Origin of the sequence: Streptomyces sp. NPDC008121 (assembly GCF_042957155.1) — a bacterium.
Classification (GTDB): domain Bacteria; phylum Actinomycetota; class Actinomycetes; order Streptomycetales; family Streptomycetaceae; genus Streptomyces.
In genome coordinates this window covers 965,262-986,379 of record NZ_JBIBHT010000001.1, presented here as the reverse complement: position 1 = coordinate 986,379, position 21,118 = coordinate 965,262, and the positions used below count along the sequence as shown (strand labels likewise).

13 protein-coding genes are annotated in these 21,118 nt (G+C 74.4%); 5 read left to right on the top strand and 8 right to left on the bottom strand.

The genetic code is table 11. The annotated features are described in order from the left end of the window. Positions 1-8 precede the first annotated feature (8 nt). The 7 genes from ACFZBD_RS04160 to ACFZBD_RS04130 all read right to left on the bottom strand — a co-directional run bounded on the left by ACFZBD_RS04160 (position 9) and on the right by ACFZBD_RS04130 (position 13,411). On the bottom strand, positions 9-1,106 hold the full coding sequence (locus ACFZBD_RS04160) for a peptidase M50 (protein ID WP_391134961.1): 1,098 nt from the start codon (positions 1,104-1,106) through the stop codon (positions 9-11). Further along, positions 1,103-2,293, bottom strand: a complete 1,191-nt coding sequence (locus ACFZBD_RS04155; protein WP_391134957.1) for a lantibiotic dehydratase C-terminal domain-containing protein — start codon at positions 2,291-2,293, stop codon at positions 1,103-1,105. Before ACFZBD_RS04155 ends, ACFZBD_RS04160 begins: the two co-directional genes overlap by 4 nt. After that, positions 2,281-5,184: a lantibiotic dehydratase gene (locus ACFZBD_RS04150; RefSeq protein ID WP_391134954.1), complete on the bottom strand. Its 2,904-nt coding sequence runs from the start codon at positions 5,182-5,184 to the stop codon at positions 2,281-2,283. The genes ACFZBD_RS04155 and ACFZBD_RS04150 overlap by 13 nt, the downstream gene beginning before the upstream one ends. 9 nt (positions 5,185-5,193) lie before the next feature. Then, positions 5,194-6,867: a nitroreductase family protein gene (locus ACFZBD_RS04145; protein WP_391134951.1), complete on the bottom strand. Its 1,674-nt coding sequence runs from the start codon at positions 6,865-6,867 to the stop codon at positions 5,194-5,196. Positions 6,868-6,905: 38 nt separating this feature from the next. Next, positions 6,906-8,882, bottom strand: coding sequence for a TOMM precursor leader peptide-binding protein (locus tag ACFZBD_RS04140; protein ID WP_391134948.1), 1,977 nt, complete (start codon positions 8,880-8,882; stop codon positions 6,906-6,908). Then, the gene (locus ACFZBD_RS04135) at positions 8,872-11,181 is read right to left on the bottom strand and encodes a TOMM precursor leader peptide-binding protein (protein WP_391134945.1); all 2,310 of its coding nucleotides are present in this window, start codon (positions 11,179-11,181) and stop codon (positions 8,872-8,874) included. The genes ACFZBD_RS04140 and ACFZBD_RS04135 overlap by 11 nt, the downstream gene beginning before the upstream one ends. A gap of 208 nt (positions 11,182-11,389) precedes the next feature. Next, complete coding sequence (locus ACFZBD_RS04130) at positions 11,390-13,411, bottom strand: BTAD domain-containing putative transcriptional regulator (RefSeq protein WP_391134942.1); 2,022 nt, start codon at positions 13,409-13,411, stop codon at positions 11,390-11,392. A 990-nt stretch (positions 13,412-14,401) separates the two neighbouring features. On the opposite strand from ACFZBD_RS04130, the gene ACFZBD_RS04125 reads away from it, so the two are divergent. The 3 genes from ACFZBD_RS04125 to ACFZBD_RS04115 all read left to right on the top strand — a co-directional run bounded on the left by ACFZBD_RS04125 (position 14,402) and on the right by ACFZBD_RS04115 (position 17,151). Then, positions 14,402-14,533 (top strand): hypothetical protein, encoded by a 132-nt coding sequence (locus tag ACFZBD_RS04125; RefSeq protein WP_391134939.1) that lies wholly within the window; start codon positions 14,402-14,404, stop codon positions 14,531-14,533. Between the two features lie 304 nt (positions 14,534-14,837). Then, on the top strand, positions 14,838-16,067 hold the full coding sequence (locus tag ACFZBD_RS04120; RefSeq protein WP_391134936.1) for a cation:proton antiporter: 1,230 nt from the start codon (positions 14,838-14,840) through the stop codon (positions 16,065-16,067). Between the two features lie 34 nt (positions 16,068-16,101). After that, positions 16,102-17,151 (top strand): helix-turn-helix domain-containing protein, encoded by a 1,050-nt coding sequence (locus tag ACFZBD_RS04115; protein ID WP_391134933.1) that lies wholly within the window; start codon positions 16,102-16,104, stop codon positions 17,149-17,151. Between the two features lie 91 nt (positions 17,152-17,242). Here ACFZBD_RS04115 and ACFZBD_RS04110 read toward each other — a convergent pair whose 3' ends face one another. Beyond that, positions 17,243-18,190 (bottom strand): formyltransferase family protein, encoded by a 948-nt coding sequence (locus ACFZBD_RS04110; protein ID WP_391134930.1) that lies wholly within the window; start codon positions 18,188-18,190, stop codon positions 17,243-17,245. Positions 18,191-18,450: 260 nt separating this feature from the next. Between ACFZBD_RS04110 and ACFZBD_RS04105 the strand changes: the two genes are divergently transcribed. Beyond that, the gene (locus ACFZBD_RS04105; protein ID WP_391134927.1) at positions 18,451-19,803 is read left to right on the top strand and encodes a SidA/IucD/PvdA family monooxygenase; all 1,353 of its coding nucleotides are present in this window, start codon (positions 18,451-18,453) and stop codon (positions 19,801-19,803) included. Between the two features lie 188 nt (positions 19,804-19,991). Next, positions 19,992-21,038: an ABC transporter substrate-binding protein gene (locus ACFZBD_RS04100; protein WP_391134924.1), complete on the top strand. Its 1,047-nt coding sequence runs from the start codon at positions 19,992-19,994 to the stop codon at positions 21,036-21,038. The last annotated feature ends 80 nt before the right edge of the window (positions 21,039-21,118 follow it).

Genomic DNA, 21,118 nt, shown 5'->3' with positions numbered 1-21,118 from the left:
GGGGCGGGTCATCCGAGCAGCAGCCGGAGGAGCACCGCGCAGACGCCGGCCAGGGCGAGCAGGACCAGCAGCGCCGCCCCGATCGCGTACGAGGTGTAGATCCGCCGGGCCCGTGCGGAGTAGGCGGCCCGGCCGCCGCCCCGGCGCGCCGCCAGGTACGTGCGCGTCTCGGGGGCGAGCCGGGCGGCGCCGAGGGCGTGGCCGAGCATGCGGTAGCCGTCGAGCGGCGGCAGCGGGACGAGGTTGCTGAGCCCCTGGACGCTCCCGAGCAGGAGCAGACCGGCGAGCAGCGGGCGTTCGGGGGCGCCGTCCGGAAGCACGGCCCACCAGACGCCGAACGGCAGCAGGAGCAGCATGTTGAGGTACGCGCCCGCGCCGGCGATCACCAGTTTGGCCCGCAGCCCGGGCAGAAACAGGTAGTTGTCGACCGTGCAGGAGAGGAGCGCGGCCGGGAACCGCCAGCGCAGCCCGATCTCGGCCACGTGCCCGCCGTAGTGCTGGGCGGCGACCCCGTGGGCCAGCTCGTGGACCGTGATGCTGAACCACAGGAACAGCGCCACGGCCGCCAGGGCCACGGGCCGGCGGACCAGTTCGGCCGTACCGTCGAGCAGGGCGGAGGGGTGTGCGGCGAGGACCGCGATCAGTGCCAGGACCGCGGCGAGCAGGGGGAGTTGGACGGCGGGGTGGAGCAGGGGGCGTACCAGCCGGTGGAGCCGGGCGGTGGTCGCGTCGGCGTCGGCGACCAGCGGGCGGCTGCCGCGCCAGACCGTGTTGGCGGGCCGCGGCTCCGGCGCCGGGGGCGGCGGGTCGGGGGCGCCCGCGAGGAGGCCGCGGGCGCCGAGCAGGCCGAGGAGCCGGTGCCAGTGCTCCTCGCCGAGCCGGCGGCCGAACCGGTCGGCGTAGGCGGGCGCGCAGTCGTCCAGGTTCCTGGTCCCGTCGAGCAGGGTGATGAGGAAGTGCTCCTTGACGCCGATCTCGAACGCGGCGCCCGTGACGGGATGCCGGACCAGGTGCACGGTGCGGGGGCCGCGCAGCAGCGGCGGACTGAGGAGGACGCCGGGACGCAGCGCGGGCCGGTACGCCCGCGCCGCCGCGGCCCCGCTCACGCCCCCGCCGCCTTCCCGGGGCCGCCGTCCCCGGCGGACGCCCCGTGCGGTTCACGGAGCACCTGGCCGAGCACGTAGGAGAGGTAGGCCTCGTCCCGGATCGTCACGTGCAGCCGGTTGTTGGTCATGTGCATGTACGGGGAGAGCAGTCGGGGCAGCACCGCCGGCACATGGGTCAGCTTCTCCGGCGGCGCCGCCCCGGCGGGCTCCGCGCGCTGCTGCCCGGTGTCCTCGCGGGCGGGCCCTTCCCCTACGGGAAAGAGGAGTTCGCCGCGGGTGGCCAGCTCCTCGACGCGTTCCCTCAGCAGCAGGCAGTGCTCCGCCCACCCCCGCAGGAACGACGGCAGCCGTCCCAGCTCGCGCTCCGCGACCGCGGCGCGGACGGCGGCGAACCGGCGGCCCAGCGCCGGCGCCATCTCCGCGTAGTTCCGCTCGTACTCCTTCGAGCCGATGAACCCGGTGCCGGGGAACGCGCGGTGCCAGAACGCGTAGTAGCCGTCCAGATAGTCGGCGAGCCGGTCCTCCTCCGGCAGGAAGCAGCTGGCCATCACCATCATCAGCTGCGCGGAGGTGCCGAGCAGCACCGTGCGCAGGTGCAGGTTCATGGTGCGGAAGGCGTCGACGACCAGGTCGCTGGAGTGGCGGAAGTGCCACTCGGCCAGCTCGACCCCGGCGGGCCCGCCGTACTTCGCGTACTCGGGGGCGTACGGCTCCTCGCTGAAGGAGTTGTTCGGCCGCAGCCGCATCCCGCCGTCCTCGCCCATGTACCGCGTCCGGTCCGCACCGGGAAACTCGATGTCGAACAGGGCGTTGTAGAAGTCCTTGAGGAAACCGGAGTCGACCTCGTACAGGGCCGGGCGGGTACGGAGGAAGGCGGTCAGCGCCTCCTCGGCGCGGCGCTTCACCTCGGGGGCGGCGGACCGGCTCGACGGGCGCAGCCGCAGCCGCACGTGCGGCCCCTCCAGCCAGTAGTTGATGAAGAAGTGCCCGGCGAGGAGCCCGTCCTCGGTGAGCCGCGCCACCAGCGGCCGGACGCAGTCGACGAGCAGCGGCCGGGGGCTCGCGGCGTAGAAGACGTGCAGCGCGATCCAGTCGCCGGGCTCCGGGGCCGCGCCGTTCCCGCTCGCGGAGGCGGGCGTGGGGGAGGCGGCGAGGGAGGCGGGCGGGGGAGAGGTCAGTTCCGGCATGGGGGGCCGTCCTCGGTCCGGGGGCGGAAGGTGAAGGTCTCCACGGCCAGTTCGGCCACGTGGTGGCCCTGTGAGGAGGTGACGTGCGACTCGTCCTCAGCGGGCAGCATCTCGCGCAGGATCACCGCGGCGCCCGGTTCGCGGTCCACCAGGGCGTCGAACGCCGTCAGCGACAGGGGGCTGTCGAAGTCCACGTACAGGGGTTTGGCGCCCGGGGCGCGGCGGCCGTCCCGGAGCACCGTCGCGAAGACCTGGCCGGGCAGGCCGTGCGCGCGCCGCCAGCGCCGCCACTCCAGGTACCACGACGCGTCGTCCGCGCCGGGGCGGCGGACCGGCAGCACGGCCGCGTCCGCCGTCCAGCTGCGACGGTCGACGACGACGTCGCCGTGGACCAGGCGTGGCCTGCGGGTCACCCCGTCGACGGCCGGGCCCGCGGGGACCCCGCCCCACAGGTCGGTGGGCGCCATCGTGCTGGGCGACAGGAGCAGCAGGGTGCGGGGGATCTCCGGCAGCGCCACCGGGACCAGATAGCCGAGGTAGACCGGGATCACCTCGCGGCCGAGCCCGCGCGAGCGCAGGACGAGCCGGTCGCGGGCCTCGTCGTGCTCCAGGTACAGGTCGTCCAGGTGGAGCCGGGCGTCCTCCCGGACGGCGGATGTCTCCCCGGGGCAGACGATCTGGTAGTCCGTCAGCCGACCGTGCAGGTTCAGATTGCTGGTCACCGGGCCGCCGGTCAGCTCGGCGAACACCGCGCCGTGCGGCTGCCGTTGGCGCAGCTCGGCCCGCAGCCGCTCCGAGAGTCCGGCGTCCGGTGCGGCGGGTTCGGGCCCGGACGCCCCGGAGGTCCCCTCTCCGGCCGCCGGTCCGTCGAAGAGATGGGTGAACCGGCTGAAGGGGAAGGCGAGTCCGCCGTACGAGCGGTTGAGGACGACGCGGGGGCGCGCCTCCGGTCCGGTCGGCAGGCCGATCTGGAGGTGGTGGCTCTGCGGTACGAAGTCGCCCAGCAGCGGCGCGAGTCGCGAGGAGACGGCGTGGAGCAGGTCGCCGGGGATCCGGATCTCGTCGTCCGCGCCGTGGCGCTCCCACAGCCCGCGCATCCCGTCGACGAAGGCGCGGCGGGCGTCGTCCAGGTCGCGCAGGGCGGACTGGCCGAGCCAGTTCTCCTCGGGGACGTACGCGCCGTCCGCGTCGAACGCCTTGCGCCGGGAGGTGAACGAGACGTATTGGTCGAAGAAGTCCTCGTGGAAGTCGTGCACGAGCCCGAGGAGGTCGTCGCAGCGTCCGCCCCGCCCGTAGCGGGCCAGGAAGAAGCCGTGCAGGGTGATCCGCTGCGGCAGGGTGAGGTCGAACAGCGGCAGCACGCCCTCGACCGCCCGCAGGGCCCGTCCGGTCGCCCCGCCGAGCGGACCCGTGCCGCACGGCAGGTCGTCGCCCGCTCCCACGTCCTCGTACAACAGGGTCCGCGGGAGCGCCGGTTCGGCGGCGCCCAGCTCCCGCTGGACGTCGAGCAGCCGCTCGCGCAGGGTGCGCAGCAGGACGCGCCGCTCGGCGGCGCCGGCCGCCGGGTAGGCGGCCAGGCAGTCGGCCGGGCCGTCCAGCGCGTCGGCCACGGAGTCGGCCCAGGGAGCCCCCAGCTCGCGCAGCGCGCCCTGGAAGGAGCGCAGCGGGTCCGGGGTGTGGACATCGGTGCGCAGACCGGGGACCTGGACCATGCCGAGCTGGAGCAGCGCGGCCGCGTACCGCTCGCACTCGGCGGGTTCGGCACCGTGCTCCGCGCGCAGCCACGCCACGAGGTCACGATGGCGCAGCCCCTCCCGCGCGTGCGCGCCGAGGAACTCCAGCAGGCGCTCCAAGGTGCCGCTGCTACGGAGGTAGAACAGCCGGTCCCGGACCGAGTCGAAGGTGACGGACGCGCTGTCGTCGCCCGCGGTGACCCACTGCCGGACGTAGCGGATCCGGTCCTCGTCCCGCCCCCAGCCGGGGGAGAGGACCACGGGCAGGTCCTGGCGGAGCACCGGATCGGCCATGATCAGCTCCGCGAGACGTCCGAGGGCGACCACGTTGAGCCGCACCCGGCCCCGCCACTCCTCCCCGAGTCGCACGACGGCACGGCGGAGACCGGTCGGGTCGCCGTGCCGCCCGCCCGCCCGCTCGTCGCCCGGCTGTTCCTCCCGTTCGCGGTCCTCCGCGCCGCCGTCCTCTCCGCTCCCGTCCGGCCCGTCGTCGAAGACACCGGTGGCGACCGGGGTGAGGGTGCTGAAGGGGCTGGTCTTGCACGCCGTGCGGTACAGATACGTCAGCGCGGACCGTTCGACCTTCCGCAGCCGTTTCCCCGGCTCGGCGGCCGGATCGTCCAGATACGCGTCGAGCCGGCCGTCCAGCGTCGGCGAGGCGAGGAGCAGACCCTGCCGGAACCGTTCCTCGGCCAGCGTGGCGCGCAGCGCCTTCCGCGCCGCGCGCAGATCCTCCGCGAGGAGCCCCGGCCCCTCGGCCACCAGCTCCGCGTACCGCGCCCGGTCGCCCAGCCAGCCCGCGAGCCGCGCCCCGGCGGCCGGATCCAGGCCGGTCACCAGACGCAGAGCGGAGTCGGGTTCGGCCGGCAGCCGGTTGTTGAACACCTGCCGGCGCAGGCCGATCAGGGACCGCCGGGCGTCGTCGCCGACCGCGTCGGCGGCCTCGACCAGGCCGTGCAGCAGATCGCTCAGGGCGGCCCCGCCGTCGGTCAGCCGCTCCTCGTGGGCCAGGACCTCGTCGGCCCAGGCGCGGGTGCGGACACAGCGCAGCCCCTGCGCGGCCTCCACGGGCAGTCCGGCGGCCCGGAGCAGGAAGCGCCGGCCCACCTCCCACTCCGTGGCGACCGGGGAAGCCGTCTCGGACGTCGTCAGTGTCATGCGGGCCCCTCAGGCGATCTCGTGACGGAAGTCGGCGGGCCGGGGACGTTCGTGACCGAGCGGCATGATCAGCAGCGGGGCCTCCTGGGTGCCCTCCAGGCCCAGCTTCTCGACGAACGCGATGTTGTCGAAGCCCAGCGCCACGCCCGCCCCGAGGGAGAGGGCCGACGCCGCCAGGTAGAAGGTCTGCGCGACGGCGCCGGCCGTGCCGACGGCCAGGCGGTAGCCCCGGTCCCCGACCGCGTCGAGGACGGCCGTCGTCCGCACCGTCGGCACGAGCACGGCGCCCGCCTGCTCCAGGTTGTAGTTGGCGAGGAAATAGGTGTCCTGCAGGAACGCGCCCTGCGGGCCGGCCTCGACGAGCGCCAGCTCGCCCCGGTCCGGGTCGTACACGTACGCCCCGGGCTCGACCCCGGCCACGTGGTTCACGAAGGCGTACATCCGGACCGGGCGCACCGTGCCGCCGGGGTCCGCGTCCCCGCCCAGCGAGGTCGCGGCGCAGGCCGCGAGGACCGCCGACAGATGCTCGGGGGCGACCGGACGGGCCGCGTCGAACCGCCCGAAACTGCTGCGCCGGTTCCGCAGCACCCGGCGCACCGGCACCTCGGGGAACTCCGGGGCGGGCAGGGGGACGCGCCTGCCGCCGGCGGGCACGGGCCGGGCGGCGGCCGCCGCGAGGGCCCCGGGGGCCGGCCGGTCCCGGGCGCCCTCCACCGTCGCCTCGTGCACGGCCCGTACCGTCGGGAACGCGAGGACGGTCCGGGAGCGCTCCAGGTCCCGGTGGAGCACCGTGGGGTCGGGACCCGCCGGCCGGGGGGACGGCTCCGGCGCGGGCGGCCGGCCGGTGGCGTTCTCCCACCGCAGCGGGACGACGGCGAAGACGGTCTCCTCCTCGCCCGCCGTGCCGAGCAGGCCGTTCAGCCGGGGCTCGTCGAACCACAGCACGGGCGCGACGCGCAGCCCGTGCGCGGCGGCCCAGATCCGCCAGGTCTGGACGAGGGTCCCCAGGTCGGTGCAGACCACGTGGTAGGCGAAGCTGTTGTACTTGAACGCGGTCTGCCAGTACTTCACGCCGAGGATCAGGTACTGGTCGGTCTCCAGCGCCTCGGCGGGCGCGTCCGGACCCAGGGCCTCGCGCACCCGGCCCGACACGTCACCGGTCAGCAGCCGCTGGACGGCGTGCCGTTGGACGTCGTAGTAGTGCACGCCCGGGGTGAGCGGGCCGGACGGGCCCGCCGCCCAGTGGACGGCGACGGGATAGAGGCCGCCGCCGCCCGCGGTGCCCCGGGACCAGTTGGCGTGGGTGTAGAAGGGCAGCCCGGACAGGTCGCTGTTGGCCTGGATGCCCAGCCGGCGGCCGGTCAGCCCGTACGAGTCCTTGAGCATGGCGGACAGCAGGGGAAGCGTGAAGCCGTCCGCAGCGCCCGCCGCGCCGGGTGTGAGCGAGGCGGTCGGCGAGGCCGGCGGGGGGAGACCGGGCGTGAGCGGGCCCGGCGGGAGAAGACCGCGGCCTGCGAGGGCGTCGGCCCGGTCCTCGCCGACCGGCAGGGCGCAGGCCTCCACCCCCGGGTAGAACTTCCCCCGGCGCGGCCCGTCGGGCCAGTCGGGGACGAAGTCGGCGGGTTCCATCGGGATGCGGCCGCGGTGCAGCACCGCGTCGGCGTACTCATGGGCGTACCCCATGGGGTCGACCCCCTTTCGGATGGGCGGACGGGCGGCCGCTAAGGGAACGGATGGGGTGCGGGGTTGAGGCCGGCGGCGCCGAGCACGTCCCGCGTCCGGGGCATGTGGCGGGCGCGCTGCCGGGACCAGCCGAAGTCGATGGGGACGAGCCCGGGCACCAGGACCTTCACCGTGTGCAGGCCGAGGGCCCGCTGTTCGGGCAGGGTCTGGTCCACGACGACCACGTCGAACCCGGCGCCGGTCACCGCGCCGACCGCCCGCAGCAGGTCGTCGCGCAGGTCGGGGGCGGCGGTCGCCCCGTCGGCGTCGGGCCAGGCCAGGTCGGCGACGGCCAGCGGCGGCTCCGGATCGGCCTGCCGCAGCAGGAAGTCGGCGTGCCGACCCATCTCCGGGACGCCGTAGACCAGCGGGTGGTCGTGGAGGGTGGTGAGCAGGTCGAAGTCGGCGGCCATGGCCCGCAGCCGGGCCTCGTCGCGCCGGGTCCGCCCCACGAGGTTGACGGAGTCGGTGGCGATCTCGCAGAGGGCCGAGTCCAGCGCCGACTCGGGGTCGAGCCCGGCACCGGCACCGAAGCACATCCGGCCCGTGCCGCCGTCGAACCGCTCCGCGCACGCGGTGACCACGGGCAGGGGCAGACCCATCCGGGTGTCGAAGAACCGGGCCCGGTAGCCGTACATCGCCAGCCGGTCCACCATGTGCCGGGTGCCCGCCCGCGCACTGGTCGACGGATCGATCTCCCGGAGCGGGACCCGCCCGTACCAGGCGAGCAGGAAGGCGTCCCGCTCGACGACCTCCATCAGCCCGAAGTAGACGGCCTCCTCCGGACTGCCCCCGGAGGCACAGCCGTTGGAGCTCTCCTGTACGAACCGGTGCTCCAGACCCGGCGCGTGGTAGTACGCGAGGACCTCGGGCACCGCGCGCGGCACGGCGTCACGCAGCGACCAGCCCCACACCCAGGGGATCTCCCGGTCCGGGGCGAACGGCGTCACGCGCGGGTTCGCGCGGTGGAACTCCTCGGCGTACAGCCCCGTCTCGCGCGGGTCGACGGCGTCGGGGCCGAGGTCGTCGAGACGGGCCATGAGCCGGGTGGATTTGGCCCGCGGGCGCATACCGGCGGCGCGCTCCAGGCCTTCGAGGACCCCGATCCGCTGACTGCGGGCGTACGTGTCGGCGTGCCCGCCCCAGAACGTCTCCCGGAGGTACTCCCCGGACCGCGTCGAGAAGCAGCCGACGGTGGCGGACGTCGTGGTCGAGGCCACGTCGCAGACGATCGACGGTCCGATCGCGCCCCAGTGGGGATTGGCGAAGGCGTCCACCGGCAGCCGGTACGCCTCGATCGGACGCACCCGGAACGCGCCCGGCCGGTACTTCGGCGCCGCCCGCAGGGTGAAGGCGGCCCCCTCCGCGGTGTCCGGGGCGGGCGTGGCGCACGCGGGGCACTCCGGGTCGGGCACCAGGGGATGGCTGCGTACGGTCATCGCGTCCAGGTCGAGAAGATGGACCCGCGGGTACGGCCCGTCCTCGGGGCCCGCCGCCGCGAGCCCGGCCACGAGGGCGGCCACGGCGCCGGCCGCGAAGGGGGTGTCGTACGGCCACTCGCCCACGGACCGCGTGCCGGTGCCGTCCCCAGGGCCGGTGGTCGCGGTTGCGGGCCCGCTCCCGGCACGGCTGCCGGCGGCCCCGGGGCGGGCGCCGAGTTCGAGGCCCTCGCGCAGGGGCACGGAGCGCACGCCCTGCCAGCGTCGTTCGAGGCAGGTCGCGCACCCCGCCGCACGGCGGGCGTCGGGCCAGGGGCCGACCAGCACATGGCGGCCGTACAGCCGGACGGGAAGCCGCCCGTCCCTCGGGGAGGCCGAGGCGTACGCATCCCGCACCCCGAGCGGGGCGACCGTCAGGTCCGGGACGGGGACGGCCGCGCCGGCCTCGTCGAGCGCGTGCCGCAGGGCTTCGGCGAACCGGAGGGCGGACCCGGCCCACGCGGTCGGCGCGGGCCCGGCCGCGAGGTCAGCGCGCATCGGCGCCCGCCCGGGTGAGCAGGACGCGCACGGTGTGGATGCCCGCGGTCGGCAGGTCGGCGGCGTGGGTGGGGACGGCGAGGGCGTCCCGGCCGGCGGCGGCGAGGCGCTCGAGGACCCGGGCCCACTCCACGGGCTCCCCGGGCGCGTCCGCCGGCGCGTCCCGGGTGACCGGCACCAGGGCCGGGTCCAGGTCCCGCAGCAGCGGATCGCCGGTGTCGGGACCGCCCGGGGCGGTGTGTTCCGCGGCGACGGTGTCGGCGGTCGCGGAGGTGTCGGCGGTGAACTGCGCCTCGCCGAGGAGGTCCCGCAGGGCGTCCACCGCCGCGGCGGTGATGTCCGGGGCGGCGCCCACGGCCCAGCGGCCGGGCCGGCCGCCCGGACCGCCGGCGGTCCGCGCCAGGACGACGGACACGCCGGACCGGGCCCGCTCGCCGAGGTCGAGCAGGTCGACGTCCAGACCGAGGTGGGCGGTCGAACGCAGCAGGAACGTCGTCTCCGGATCCTCGCCGAAGACCCGGGGGTCGATCACGGCCACGTCCCCCGCTCCCGCGACGGCCCGCCGCAGGGCGTCGTGGGCGAGCGCCGACAGCAGCCCCGCGGCGGCCGCCGCGGGCAGGTCGGGGCCCGCGCCCGCCCCGGCCCGGGTGGGTTCAAAGCGGCGGTCGGCGTTGTCCGCCCCGAAGGGACGCACGGCCCCCGAGGGCACCCGTACCGCTTCCTTGGTCACCAGGGAGACGGCGGCCGTCCAGGCGGTGGCCGCGCCGGAGCCGCCCGTGCCGGAGGCGACGGTGAGCGCGTCCGGGTCCACGGCCGGCAGGGCGGTGGCGGACGCGTCGGCGGGGGAGGCGGGGACGACGTGCTCGGCGTAGACCGTGGCGGCCGCGTCGAGCGCCCGCAGCCGCGCGCCCGCCGTGTGGTGGACGTCGAAGGCGGTGACGGTCCGCGCGCCCCGCGTCCCGAGCCCGACGACGACGGAGCCCACCTTCAGCGGGGTCTGCGTCAGCGGTTCGTCGGCGTAGGAGGTGAAGACACCGGCGTGCGGGTGGACCAGCGCCGAGCGGCGTTCGAGTTCGGCCAGCGGGCCCTCGGCGGCGTCGTCGTCCGGGGCGGTCGCGACCGTCGGGAGGAACACCGGGCGCGCCGGCGCGGACGTCAGGTCGACCGGTTCGGGCAGCCCGGCGGGCGCGGGGTGGAACGGGCAGCGGGGATGCGGGAGGAGCGGCTCGGAGGCGACGTCGAAGGAGGCCGTGTCCTGCACCAGGATCCGGTCCCTGGTCTCGGCCGGCAGGGCGCCCGTGACCAGCCGGAACACCTCGTAGCCCAGGAGGTTGCCGAGCATGGCGGCGAGCGGACCGGCCGGAGGGGCGCCCGGGCCGCCGGTGCCGAGGGCCAGACCGCTCCACAGCTCGGCGGCCGCCGCGTCGGACGCGCCGCCGGGCGCGCCGAGCCGCAGCGCCGCACAGGACCAGCAGGTCGCCGACCCGGCCGTCATCACCGGACCGACCACGGCCCGGCGGCCGAACGTCCAGGCCGGGAGCAGCGAACGGCCCTCCGGGACACCGCCCTTGAGCAGGGCCAGCACCGCGCCCGGGGCGTCCGGGCCGGCGGCGGCCACGACTACGTCGTACCCGTCGTACGCCGGCCAGCCGCGCGGGGCGGCGGCCGTCCCCGGGGGGTCCGGGAGCAGGGACAGCTCCACCGGGCAGCCCTCCTCGGCGAGTTCGGCGGCCTCCCGGCGCACGACGGCGAACTCCTCCGCGGTGACGCCGCCCGCACCGGAGCCGTCCGCCAGGGCGGCCTCGACGCCGACCCCCGCGCAGCCGTTCCGTATGAGGGACAGCGCGCACCAGCGGGCCACCGGGCCGTCGCCGAGGACGGCCACCCGGGTGGCGCGGAAACGGGCGAAGCGGGAGTCGGCGTCGTCGACGTAGTGGTCGATGTAGGCGATCTGCCGCGCGAAGCGGGCGGCCGCGGCCGGATCCGTGGCGGGGGAGCCCGTCGGCTCCGCGGGCGCCGGAACGGGACGGGCGAAGCCGCGCGCGTAGAGCGCCTTCACGAGATCGGCCACCATGGTCTTCTGACGGTCCCCGAACCCCTGGCAGATATCCTCGACCGATCTGCTGCCGTCGAGGTGGGGCACGAGGAGCGAGGCGAAGCGGTAGCCGGACGCGGAGGTCAGCTGGAATCCGCCCTCGGCGTTGTGGAAGATCACGCCGTGGGGCGTCCGGGTGAACAGGACGTCGCGACGGACGCGCGGCCGGGTTCCGGCCAACTCCTCGTACGAGCTTGTCGTCATGCGTGCGTCACACCTCTCGTTGAGGGGGCGAGATGGGCGGCCCGGGGGTGTCGGACCGTCGGGGTGGAGCGGGTGCGGTGCGGGCGTGGTGCGGGGAAGGTCGCTCAGGACGCGGGCGGGGTCCTGCCGGTGCGGCGCCCCGGTGGCCGACCGGTGGGCCGTGAGCCGTCGCCGACCGGTCGGATGTGCGGGCTGGGGGTGCGTCCCGTCAGCGCAGGGCGGCGGGCCTGGAGCCGCCCGGGCGGGGGAGCTCCTCGTGCCGGGGCGGGCGTGGCGGCGGGGCGTGCCCGGTCGGAGGGGCGGCCGCGCGGGCGGCGTGCGCCCGCAGCAGGGCGTGCATCCGGAAGGAGCCGGACCGCCCCTCCTCCAGGAAGCCGGCGTCGAGGAGCAGTTCCATGACCTGCTCCGCCGTCTCCTCCGGTACGCCGAGGACGGCCGCGGCCCGTACGCCGGTGAGCGGGGCGTGGCCCGCCGCGCCGAGCCGCAGGTGCGCCTCGGCGAGGGCCGGTGGGAGCCGCCGCAACGCCTCCTCCAGCGTCTGAGGTACGGACATCCGGGGATCGTCGGCCAGGCTGAGCCGGGTCGGCGGGTCCCGGCGGAGCCAGCCGGCGTAGTCGGCCAGGGGCAGCCGGGGCCGGGTCAGCAGCCGCGCGGTGGCGATCCGCAGCGCGAGCGGATGGTGGCCGCAGACGTCGGCGAGGAGCCGGGCGGCCGCCGGTTCGGCACCCACCCGCTCGCCGCCGAGGACGGCGGTGAGCAGGGCGTGCGACTCCTCCGGTTCGAGGGCGCCCAGCCGGTGCACGGTGCCGCCGTGGGTGGCGACCAGCGCGGCCAGCCCCATCCGGCTGGTGACGATCGCGGCGCCGGTCGTGTGGGCGGTCAGCAGGGGGCGTACCTGATCGGGGTGGACGACGTCGTCCAGGACGAGCAGGACACGGCCGGCGCCGGTGGCCGGCCCGGCCGGAAGGGCGCGGCGCAGCTCGCCGGCGGCCTCGGCCGGGGGGCGCGGCGAGCCGTCGTCCCGGGTCAGGGGCAGCAGCAGGCAGCCTCCGCCGTAGTGGGCGCCGACGAGATGGGCGACATGCAGGGCGAGGGCGGTCTTCCCGATGCCGGGAGCCCCCGAGAGCACCGCCACCGGAGCCCGTCCGACGGCCCCGCCTTCCGGCTCCCCGGCTGTCCCGTCGCCCGTCAACTGCCGTACCAGAGAATCCACTTCGTGTGTGCGGCCGGTGAACGACGGCACGGAGGGGAGCGGTGCGGCGAAGGCGGCGGGGGCCGGGCCCGGGGCGGCGGTGACGGCCTCGTGGACGCGGGCCGCCGCCGTACGGCCGTCCGGTCCGCCGGTCTCCGACCGGCTGTGGTCGGGCGGCGCCTCGCCCGTCGGGGCGCCGGCCGGTCCGTCGGCGGCCGGCGCCCCGGCGGAGGCGGACGCGGGGGCCGGGAGGGCGCCGGGTCGGAGGGGCGAGGCGGGGGCGCGGCCCACGTCCAGGGGCCCGAGGTCGTCGCCGCGCAGGATCGCCAGCTCCAGACGCTGCAGCGCGGCCCGGGGATCGACGCCGAGCCCCTCCCGCAGGTACCGCTTGATCCGGCGGTACTCCGCAAGGGCCTCGGTCTGACGGCCCGTCCGGTACAGAGCCGTCATCAGCTGTTCGGCGAACCGCTCGTGCGCGGGGTATACGCGCGTAACCTCCCATAGATCGACCAGGATGTCGCGACATCGCCCGTGCTCCAGCTCGATGTCGCAGACCCGCTCCAGGGCGCGCAGCCGTTCCTCGGCGAGCCTCGGCACCTCGTCGCGGTGCAGCAGGTCGGAGGGGACGTTGGTGAGCAGCGGTCCCTGCCAGAGGGAGAGGGCGGCCCGCAGGGTGTACAGCTCGGACTCGGTGTCGGAGGCGGCGGCCCGGTCGACGAGCCGGCGGAAGTGGAGCAGGTCCAGGGTCTCGGCGTCGGCGTCGATGCGGTAGCCGCCGGCGACCGCCACCACCGGCCGGTCGCCGATCCCGTACTTGGCGAACAGCCGGCGCAGCCGCAGCACACAGCTCTGCAGCGCGGCCTTGGCCGTCGTCGGCTGCTCCTCGCCCCAGACGACCTCGCGCAGATGGTCGGTGGAGACGACGGATCCCGGGCGGATGAGCAGCGCGGCCAGCAGGGCGGTCGGTTTGGAGGAGGGGAGCACCACGACCTCCCGCCCGTCGGTGACGCTCAAGGGTCCCAGCAGTTGGAATCGCACGGTCAGTCGCCTTCCCCTGGTGGCGGTCGCGGCCCGGACCGGGCCGCCGACGGGTGGTCGTCCCGTCCTGGTGCCTGCGGACCTTGCGTGCGGCGCGTCGGCGCCTGTGGTCCTGGTGCCTACGGTCGGCCGTGGTCGTGCGGCCGGGGGCTGGGTGTCGGGGGCCGGGCGCGGAGAGTGGGCATGGCGAAACCACCGGGGAGGACAGAGGGGGAGGGGTGACGCGCTGGGCGAGCGAGGCCGGAAGGCGGCCTGGGCGGTCGAGAGGGGGGTGCGGTGGAGGTGACCTGATGCGGCTCGTGGTCAGGAGGAAGGTACAGCGGGTGTGACGCACACCGCTTCGAGGGTGGGTCCTTCCGGCCACTTATGTGCGGAGCGGTCGGTTCCTCACGGGGTTTCACGGAGGGCGGGGGAGACGGCGAAGGCCAGAGGCGTGGCCGGATCCGACCGGCGAGGTCACGGCATCTCCTGTTCGGGTTCCGGACGCCTGTCGGTACCTGGGACCTTCCTCCCGAGAGGTCGCTTACCCGGCGTATCGCCATGGCCACGATGTCCATATTCCGACCACCGGACGGCCCTCAGCGGTGCGCGGGGCGGGGCGCGGGCGGTGTCGGGCGGGGACGCGGGTGACCGAAAGCGGCCACCGGAGCCGCGCGGGAACGGCATCGAAGACGCGTGAACGTTGCCGAACTCCGGCAGTGAACGCCCGTGCGGTCCGATGGCACGATCCGGGGGACGGCGCGACCGCACCCCGGGGGCGCGTCCCGCGCCCGGGCCTCGCCGATCACGCGGCACGCCTTTGCTCCGTCGAACCACCGCCCCGACGCCGCCCGTTGGTCCGCATCCTTGACGGTACGAAAGGTGTGGGATGTTGGTCGTACGGTAGACTTCTTTACCAAGCCCTTACGCTCCAATGAGCGGAGTGGCGCTCATTTTTGCAGGGTCAGTGGGTCGTCCTTTCCGGACGGCCGGGGACAGGGGGGACATGACATGGGCCGAGACGTCCGCGCCCTGAGTCTGCCCGTCGCCTCACCGATCCGGCCCCTCGTCCGGGCGGCCCGCATCGACAACACCGCGCGCGACGGCGTGCCCGATACCGGCCGCGCCGCGCACCGCGTCTGACGACGCCGGGCCACGCACCGCGTGGGTGGCCCTCCTTACCCCCGGCTTCCGCCGCCCTTCCCGCCGAGGCGGGCACCGAACAGCGCGCACGGACCGCCCTCGCACGGACCGCCCTCGCACGCACCGCCCTCGCTCAGGGGCGGCCCACCCGCGCGCCCCCGCCCGACCCCGTCTCGCGCCGGCCGGGCCCGTACGTACGCCCGGCCCCCGCCGCACCGCCGACCGCGCCGGGCGCCCGCCCCTGGCTGCCCGTATCCGAGAAGGCACTGACGCCGTCACCGAACCGACCGGAGGACCGACGCCCGTGCATCACACGACCGCCCTGCTCATCGAACTCGGAGCCATCATCCTCGCCTTGGGGCTGCTCGGCCGCCTCGCCGGGCGCGTGGGCTTCTCCCCCATACCCCTCTACCTGCTCGCCGGACTCGCCTTCGGCCACGGCGGCATCCTCCCGCTCCGCGCGAGCGAGGAGTTCGTCGCGACCGGTGCCGAGATCGGCGTCATCCTGCTGCTGCTCCTGCTCGGCCTGGAGTACAGTGCCTCCGAACTCGTCACCAACCTGAGGACCCAGTACCCCTCCGGGGCCGTCGACTTCGTCCTCAACGCCGCACCGGGCGCTGCCGCCGCGCTGCTGCTGGGCTGGGGCCCCGTCGCCGCGGTCGCCCTCGCCGGCGTCACCTGGATCTCCTCCTCCGGGGTCATCGCCAAGGTCCTCGGCGACCTCGGCCGCCTCGGCAACCGCGAGACCCCCGTCGTCCTCGGCGTCCTGGTCATCGAGGACCTCGCCATGGCCCTCTACCTGCCCATCCTCACCGCCCTGCTGGCCGGTGTGAGCCTGGCCGGCGGCGCGGTCACCCTGCTGATCTCCCTGGGCACCGTGGGGGCCGTCCTCTACGTGGCGCTGCGCCACGGCCGGCTGATCAGCCGCGCCGTCTCCTCCGACAACGCCGAGATGCTGCTGCTCGTCGTCCTCGGCCTCACCCTGCTCGTCGCCGGGATCGCCCAGGGGCTCCAGGTCTCCGCCGCGGTGGGCGCGTTCCTCGTCGGCATCGCCCTGTCCGGAGAGGTCGCGGAGGGCGCCGCCGGCCTGCTCACCCCGCTGCGCGACCTGTTCGCCGCCGTCTTCTTCGTCTTCTTCGGCCTGTCCACCGACCCCGCCGACATCCCGCCGGTCCTGCTCCCCGCCCTCGCGCTCGCCGTCGTCACCGCGCTCACCAAGATCGCCACCGGCTGGTACGCCGCCCGCCGGGCCGGGATCCACGGCCGGGGCCGCTGGCGGGCCGGCGGCACCCTCGTCGCCCGCGGCGAGTTCTCCATCGTCATCGCCGGCCTCGCCGTCGGCGTGGAGCCGCGGATCGGGCCGCTGGCCACCGCCTACGTCCTGCTCCTGGTCGTCATCGGCCCGCTCGCCGCCCGCTACACCGAGCCGCTGGCCGCCCTGCTCACCCGCCGCCCGCGACCCCCCGCCGCCTCCGCCGTTCCGCGCAGCGCTCGCGCCGAAGAGCCCGCCCGGACCGTCACCGCCGACGTCTGACCGTCGAACGCCGCCCACCAGGAGGGTACGTACCGTGCACGACACGCCCGCCGAGTTCCTCGACGGCTATCCGGAGATCCTGGCCGACGCATCCGCCACCGGCCGCCGCCTCACCCGCGACGAACTCGCCTCCCGCCGCACGCTCGGGGCCCGCGCCGCCGAGCGGGGAATCGCCTGGCGGGTCCTGGTCCGCGAGCACCTCGCCGCCGGCCGCGCCTGCTGGCCGGCGGCGGCCGCGCCCGACGACGTCCTGACCGTGATCGAGCAGGCCGTCGACGCCTTCGCCGACGGGTACGACCACGCCCAGCGGCGCGTCATCCGTCAGGAGGAGGCGGCCCGGCGCGAGTTCATCGACGACCTGCTCCACGGGCGCGGCGATCCGGGGCATCTCGCGGCGCGCGCCGAGCGGTTCGGGCTGCGCCTGTCCCGCGCCCACGCGGTCGCCGTCGCCGGGGGCTCCGCCGCGTACGACGAGACGGACCCCGTGCCCCGCCGGGTGGAGAGCGCGCTGTTCGCCCGCTTCGAGAACCGCCGCATCCTGTTCACCACCAAGGACGGACGGATGGTCTGCATCGCCCCCGGCGACCACGACGGAGTCCTCACGCACTTCGCCAAGCACGCCCATGCGGCCACCGACGGCGGGCAGGTCGCGATCGGCCGGCCGCGGCCGGGCGCCGTCGGCATCGGCCACAGCTACGAGGAGGCCCTCAACGCCCTCGACGTGGCCCAGCGGATGGGCTACGACCAGCCGGTTCTGCGCGCCGCGGACCTGCTGGTCTTCCCCGTCCTGGCGCGCGACCGGCAGGCCCTCGTCGACCTCGTGCGCAGCACCCTCAGCCCCCTGCAGCAGGCGCGCGGCGGGGCCGGGCCGCTGCTCGACACCCTCACCGTGTACTTCGCCACCGGCTGTGTGGCCGCGGAGGCGGCCCGCCGGCTCTCGTTGAGCGTGCGGGCGGTGACGTACCGGCTGGAACGCGTCCACACCCTCACCGGCACCGACCCCGTCGACCCCATGCACCGCTACACCCTGCAGACGGCGGTCATCGGCGCCCGCCTGCTCGACTGGCCCGACCGGCCCCTGTGACAGGGGCCGGTCGGGCCGGTCGGCCGTGCGGTGAAAGGGTGCCGGACCGCCCGGGACCGTCCGGGCGGGCCGGTGTCTTCGGGGCCGCGCGTCAGGGGCGGCTGGTGAGGTAGCCGCCCATCGAGGTGAAGTACTCGGTCGCGGGCAGCTCCCGGCCGTCCTCGGTGCGCACCCGCGTGACGGCCAGGCCGTGGTTGCGGCCCGTGCGCGCGTCGGCGCCGGCGACGATCACGACGCCCTCGCCCTCGCGGTAGAAGATCCGGCCGGGCGTGCCGCCGTAGCGCCCCTCGGAGACGACGGCGGAGACGATCTCCAGCCGCTTGCCCTTGTGGAAGGCGAAAGCGCTCGGGTACGGGGCGGACTGGGCGCGGACCAGGCGCTCCAGGACCTCGGCGGGCCACTCCCAGTTGATCCGGATGTCCTCTTCGGCGCGCTTGTGGAAGAAGCTGGCCTGGGAGCGGTCCTGCTTGGTGAACTCGGTCTTCCCGGAGGCGATCAGGTCCAGGGCGCCGACCGTCACCGGGGCGATGAGGTCGACCGTCTTGTGGAAGAGGTCGGTGGCGGTGTCGGTGGGACCCACCGCGACGGAGCGCTGGTCGACGATGTCGCCCGCGTCGAGCACCTCGTCCATCATGTGCGCCGTGACGCCGACTTCCTTCTCGCCGTTGATCATCGCCCAGATGATGGGGGAGAAGCCGGCGTACTTCGGCAGCAGCGAGTCGTGGATGTTCAGCGTGCCGTGCTTCGGCAGGGTGTAGATGCGCGGCGGGATCCACGTGCGCCAGTTGTTGGCGACGATGATGTCCGCGTCGACCTCCTTGAGCTGCTGGAACAGCTCCTCGTCGTCCGGCCGGTTGCGGATGATCACGGGGACGCCGTGCTCCTCGGCGAGATCGGCGACCGAGTCGCTCCAGATCTTCTCGTAGGCGTGCTCGCTCTTCGGGTGGGTCACGACCGTCACCACGTCGTGCTCGGAGTCCAGGAGCGCCTGCAGGGTGCGGTGGCCCCAGGTCTGATAACCGAACATGACGACCCGCATGGAGTTCCTCCTCAGAGAGCGAATGACCGCGACAAGTAAAGCAAGGCTTACCTAATGGTGCAACGCGTCCCGATTTATGGCCCAGTTGGCACGGGTGGTGCGCCTGTTGTCCGATTTGCCCCGTCGACAGCGTGGCCAGATCAGGTTAGCTTTACCTAAGTTCCGCTCGGCAGCGCCCTCACCGGTGTGCCCGGGCTCCGCCGTTCCCCACGCCTGACAGCCACGCCTGGCAGGCGGCTGTCCCGCACGATGGGAGTGACATGTCTCAGGCTCTTCCTGACGACGCACCACTGATCCACGACCTCATAGGCATCGGCTTCGGGCCGTCCAACGTGGCCATGGCGATCGCGCTCAGTGAGCACAACGCACGCGTCGGAAGGCAAGAGGCGGTCACCGCTCACTTCTTCGAGCGGCAGCCCCGCTTCGGGTGGCACCGCGGCATGCTCATCGACGACGCCACCATGCAGGTCTCCTTCCTCAAGGACCTCGTGACGCTGCGGAACCCCACCAGCGAGTACAGCTTCCTCTGCTACCTGCAGAGCAAGGGCCGGCTCATCGACTTCGTCAACCACAAGAACCTCTTCCCGCTGCGCGTGGAGTTCCACGACTACTTCGAGTGGGCGGCGGCCAAGGTCGACGACATGGTCTCCTACGGCCACGAGGTCCTCTCGGTCGAGCCCGTCGTCCGTGACGGCGTGATCGAGTACCTCGACGTCACCGCCCGCTCCGGCTCCGAGACCGTGGTCCACCGGGCCCGCAACCTCGTCATCGGCACCGGCCTGCGGCCGCTGCTGCCGGAGGGCGTCGAGCGCGGCGACCGCGTCTGGCACAACTCCGAACTCCTTGCCAAGGTCGAGGGCCTGGAGGGCACCGACCCCTCCCGCTTCGTCGTCGTCGGCGCCGGTCAGAGCGCCGCCGAGAACGTCGCCTACCTGCACCGCCGCTTCCCCGAGGCGGAGGTCTGCGCCGTCTTCTCGCGCTACGGCTACAGCCCCGCCGACGACAGCGCCTTCGCCAACCGCATCTTCGACCCCGCCGCGGTCGACGAGTACTACGCCGCCCCGGACGCCATCAAGCGCAAGCTGATGGACTACCACGGCAACACCAACTACTCCGTGGTCGACATCGACCTCATCGACGACCTGTACCGCCAGGCGTACCAGGAGAAGGTCCTCGGCACCGAGCGGCTGCGCTTCATCAACGTCTCCCGCCTCACCGGTGTCGAGGAGTCCCCGGACAGCGTCCGCGCCACCGTCAAGTCCCTGGTGAGCGGCGAGGACAGCACGATCGACGCCGACATCGTGGTCTTCGCCACCGGCTACCAGCAGGCCGACGGCCTCGGCCTCCTCGGCGACGTCGCCGGCCGCTGCCACCGCGACGAGCAGGGCCGCGTCCGCGTCGAGCGCGACTACCGCATCTCGACCGACGCCGAACTGCGCTGCGGCATCTACCTCCAGGGCGGCACGGAGCACACCCACGGCATCACGTCGTCGCTGCTCTCCAACACCGCCATCAGGGTCGGCGAGATCCTGGACTCCATCCTCGACCGGGGTCTGACCGACTCCACCGAGGACGTCCGCCCGGTCGCCGACGGCATCGGCACCAGCCGCTAGAGGGTCTCCGGAGCGCCTCGCCCCCCGCGCGCGCTCTCCCGGCCCGTCGTCACCGCGGCACCCCGCGCGTGACGCCCGCCGCACAAGCCCCCCGTCCCCCCACACGCACACTGCCGCGCCCCACCGGGTGGCGCCGTCGCACCCGGCAGGCGCGGCCGCACAGTGAAACCCCCGTGAAAGGAACATCCGTGTCCACTGGTACACGCCCCGCGCTGACGCGGTTCGTCAGAAACGTCCCCCGCGTGGCCATCGCCGCCGTCGCCGCGCTCGCCCTGTCCGCCTGTGGGGGCGGTACGGAGAAGACCGAGTCGAAGCCGTCCGCCGACGCCGGCGCGAGCAAGTCGAGCGCCTTCCCGGTCACCGTCGACCACAAGTACGGCAGCACGACCATCGAGGCCGAGCCCAAGAAGGTCGTCACCCTCGGACTGTCCGACCAGGACGCCGTCCTCGCCCTCGGCATCAAGCCGGTCGGCTCCGTGGACTGGTTCAAGGAGAAGCCGTACGGCAACTGGCCGTGGGCGAAGGACAAGTGGGGCTCGACGCCGCCGCAGGTCGTCGGCGAGCGCGACGAGTACAACATCGAGAAGATCGCGGCCCTCAAGCCCGACCTGATCGTGGCTCAGTACTCGGGCATGAAGAAGGAGCAGTACGACACCCTGTCGAAGATCGCCAAGGTCGTCGCCCAGCCCAAGGAGCACCCGGACTACGCCGCCCCCTGGCAGGTCATGACCCGCCAGATCGGCAAGTCGCTCGGCAAGGCCGACGAGACCGAGAAGCTGATCGCCGGCGTCGACGCCCGCTTCAAGGCCGTGCGCGACAAGCACCCCGAGTGGGCGCAGAAGACCCTGGCCGTCGCCGACAGCTTCGAGGCCGGAAAGTACTCGGCCTTCACCAAGACCGACCCCAAGGCGATCTTCTTCAACGAGCTCGGCTTCAAGCTGAAGCCCGAGATCGACACCATGGCCAAGCCCGGCTGGAACGTCGCCGAGCTGAGCGCCGAGAAGCTCAATGTCCTCGACGTGGACCGTCTCGTCTGGGTCACCTCCAGCACGGAGGCCAACGAGCGCATCAAGGCCGAGCCGCTCTACAAGAAGCTGAAGGTCAACCAGGAGAAGCGCGACCTGTTCGTGCCCTACCAGAACCCGGACATCGGCGCCGCGTTCTCCTTCAACACGGTCCTCTCGATCCCCTACGCGATCGACGAGATCGAGCCGCTGCTGACGGCCGTCAAGTAACCGTCCGCACCCCGATCACGCGTCCCGCCCGCCCGCCGCAGCTCGGCCCCGCGGGCGGGCGGGACGCGCTCCGCACGCCA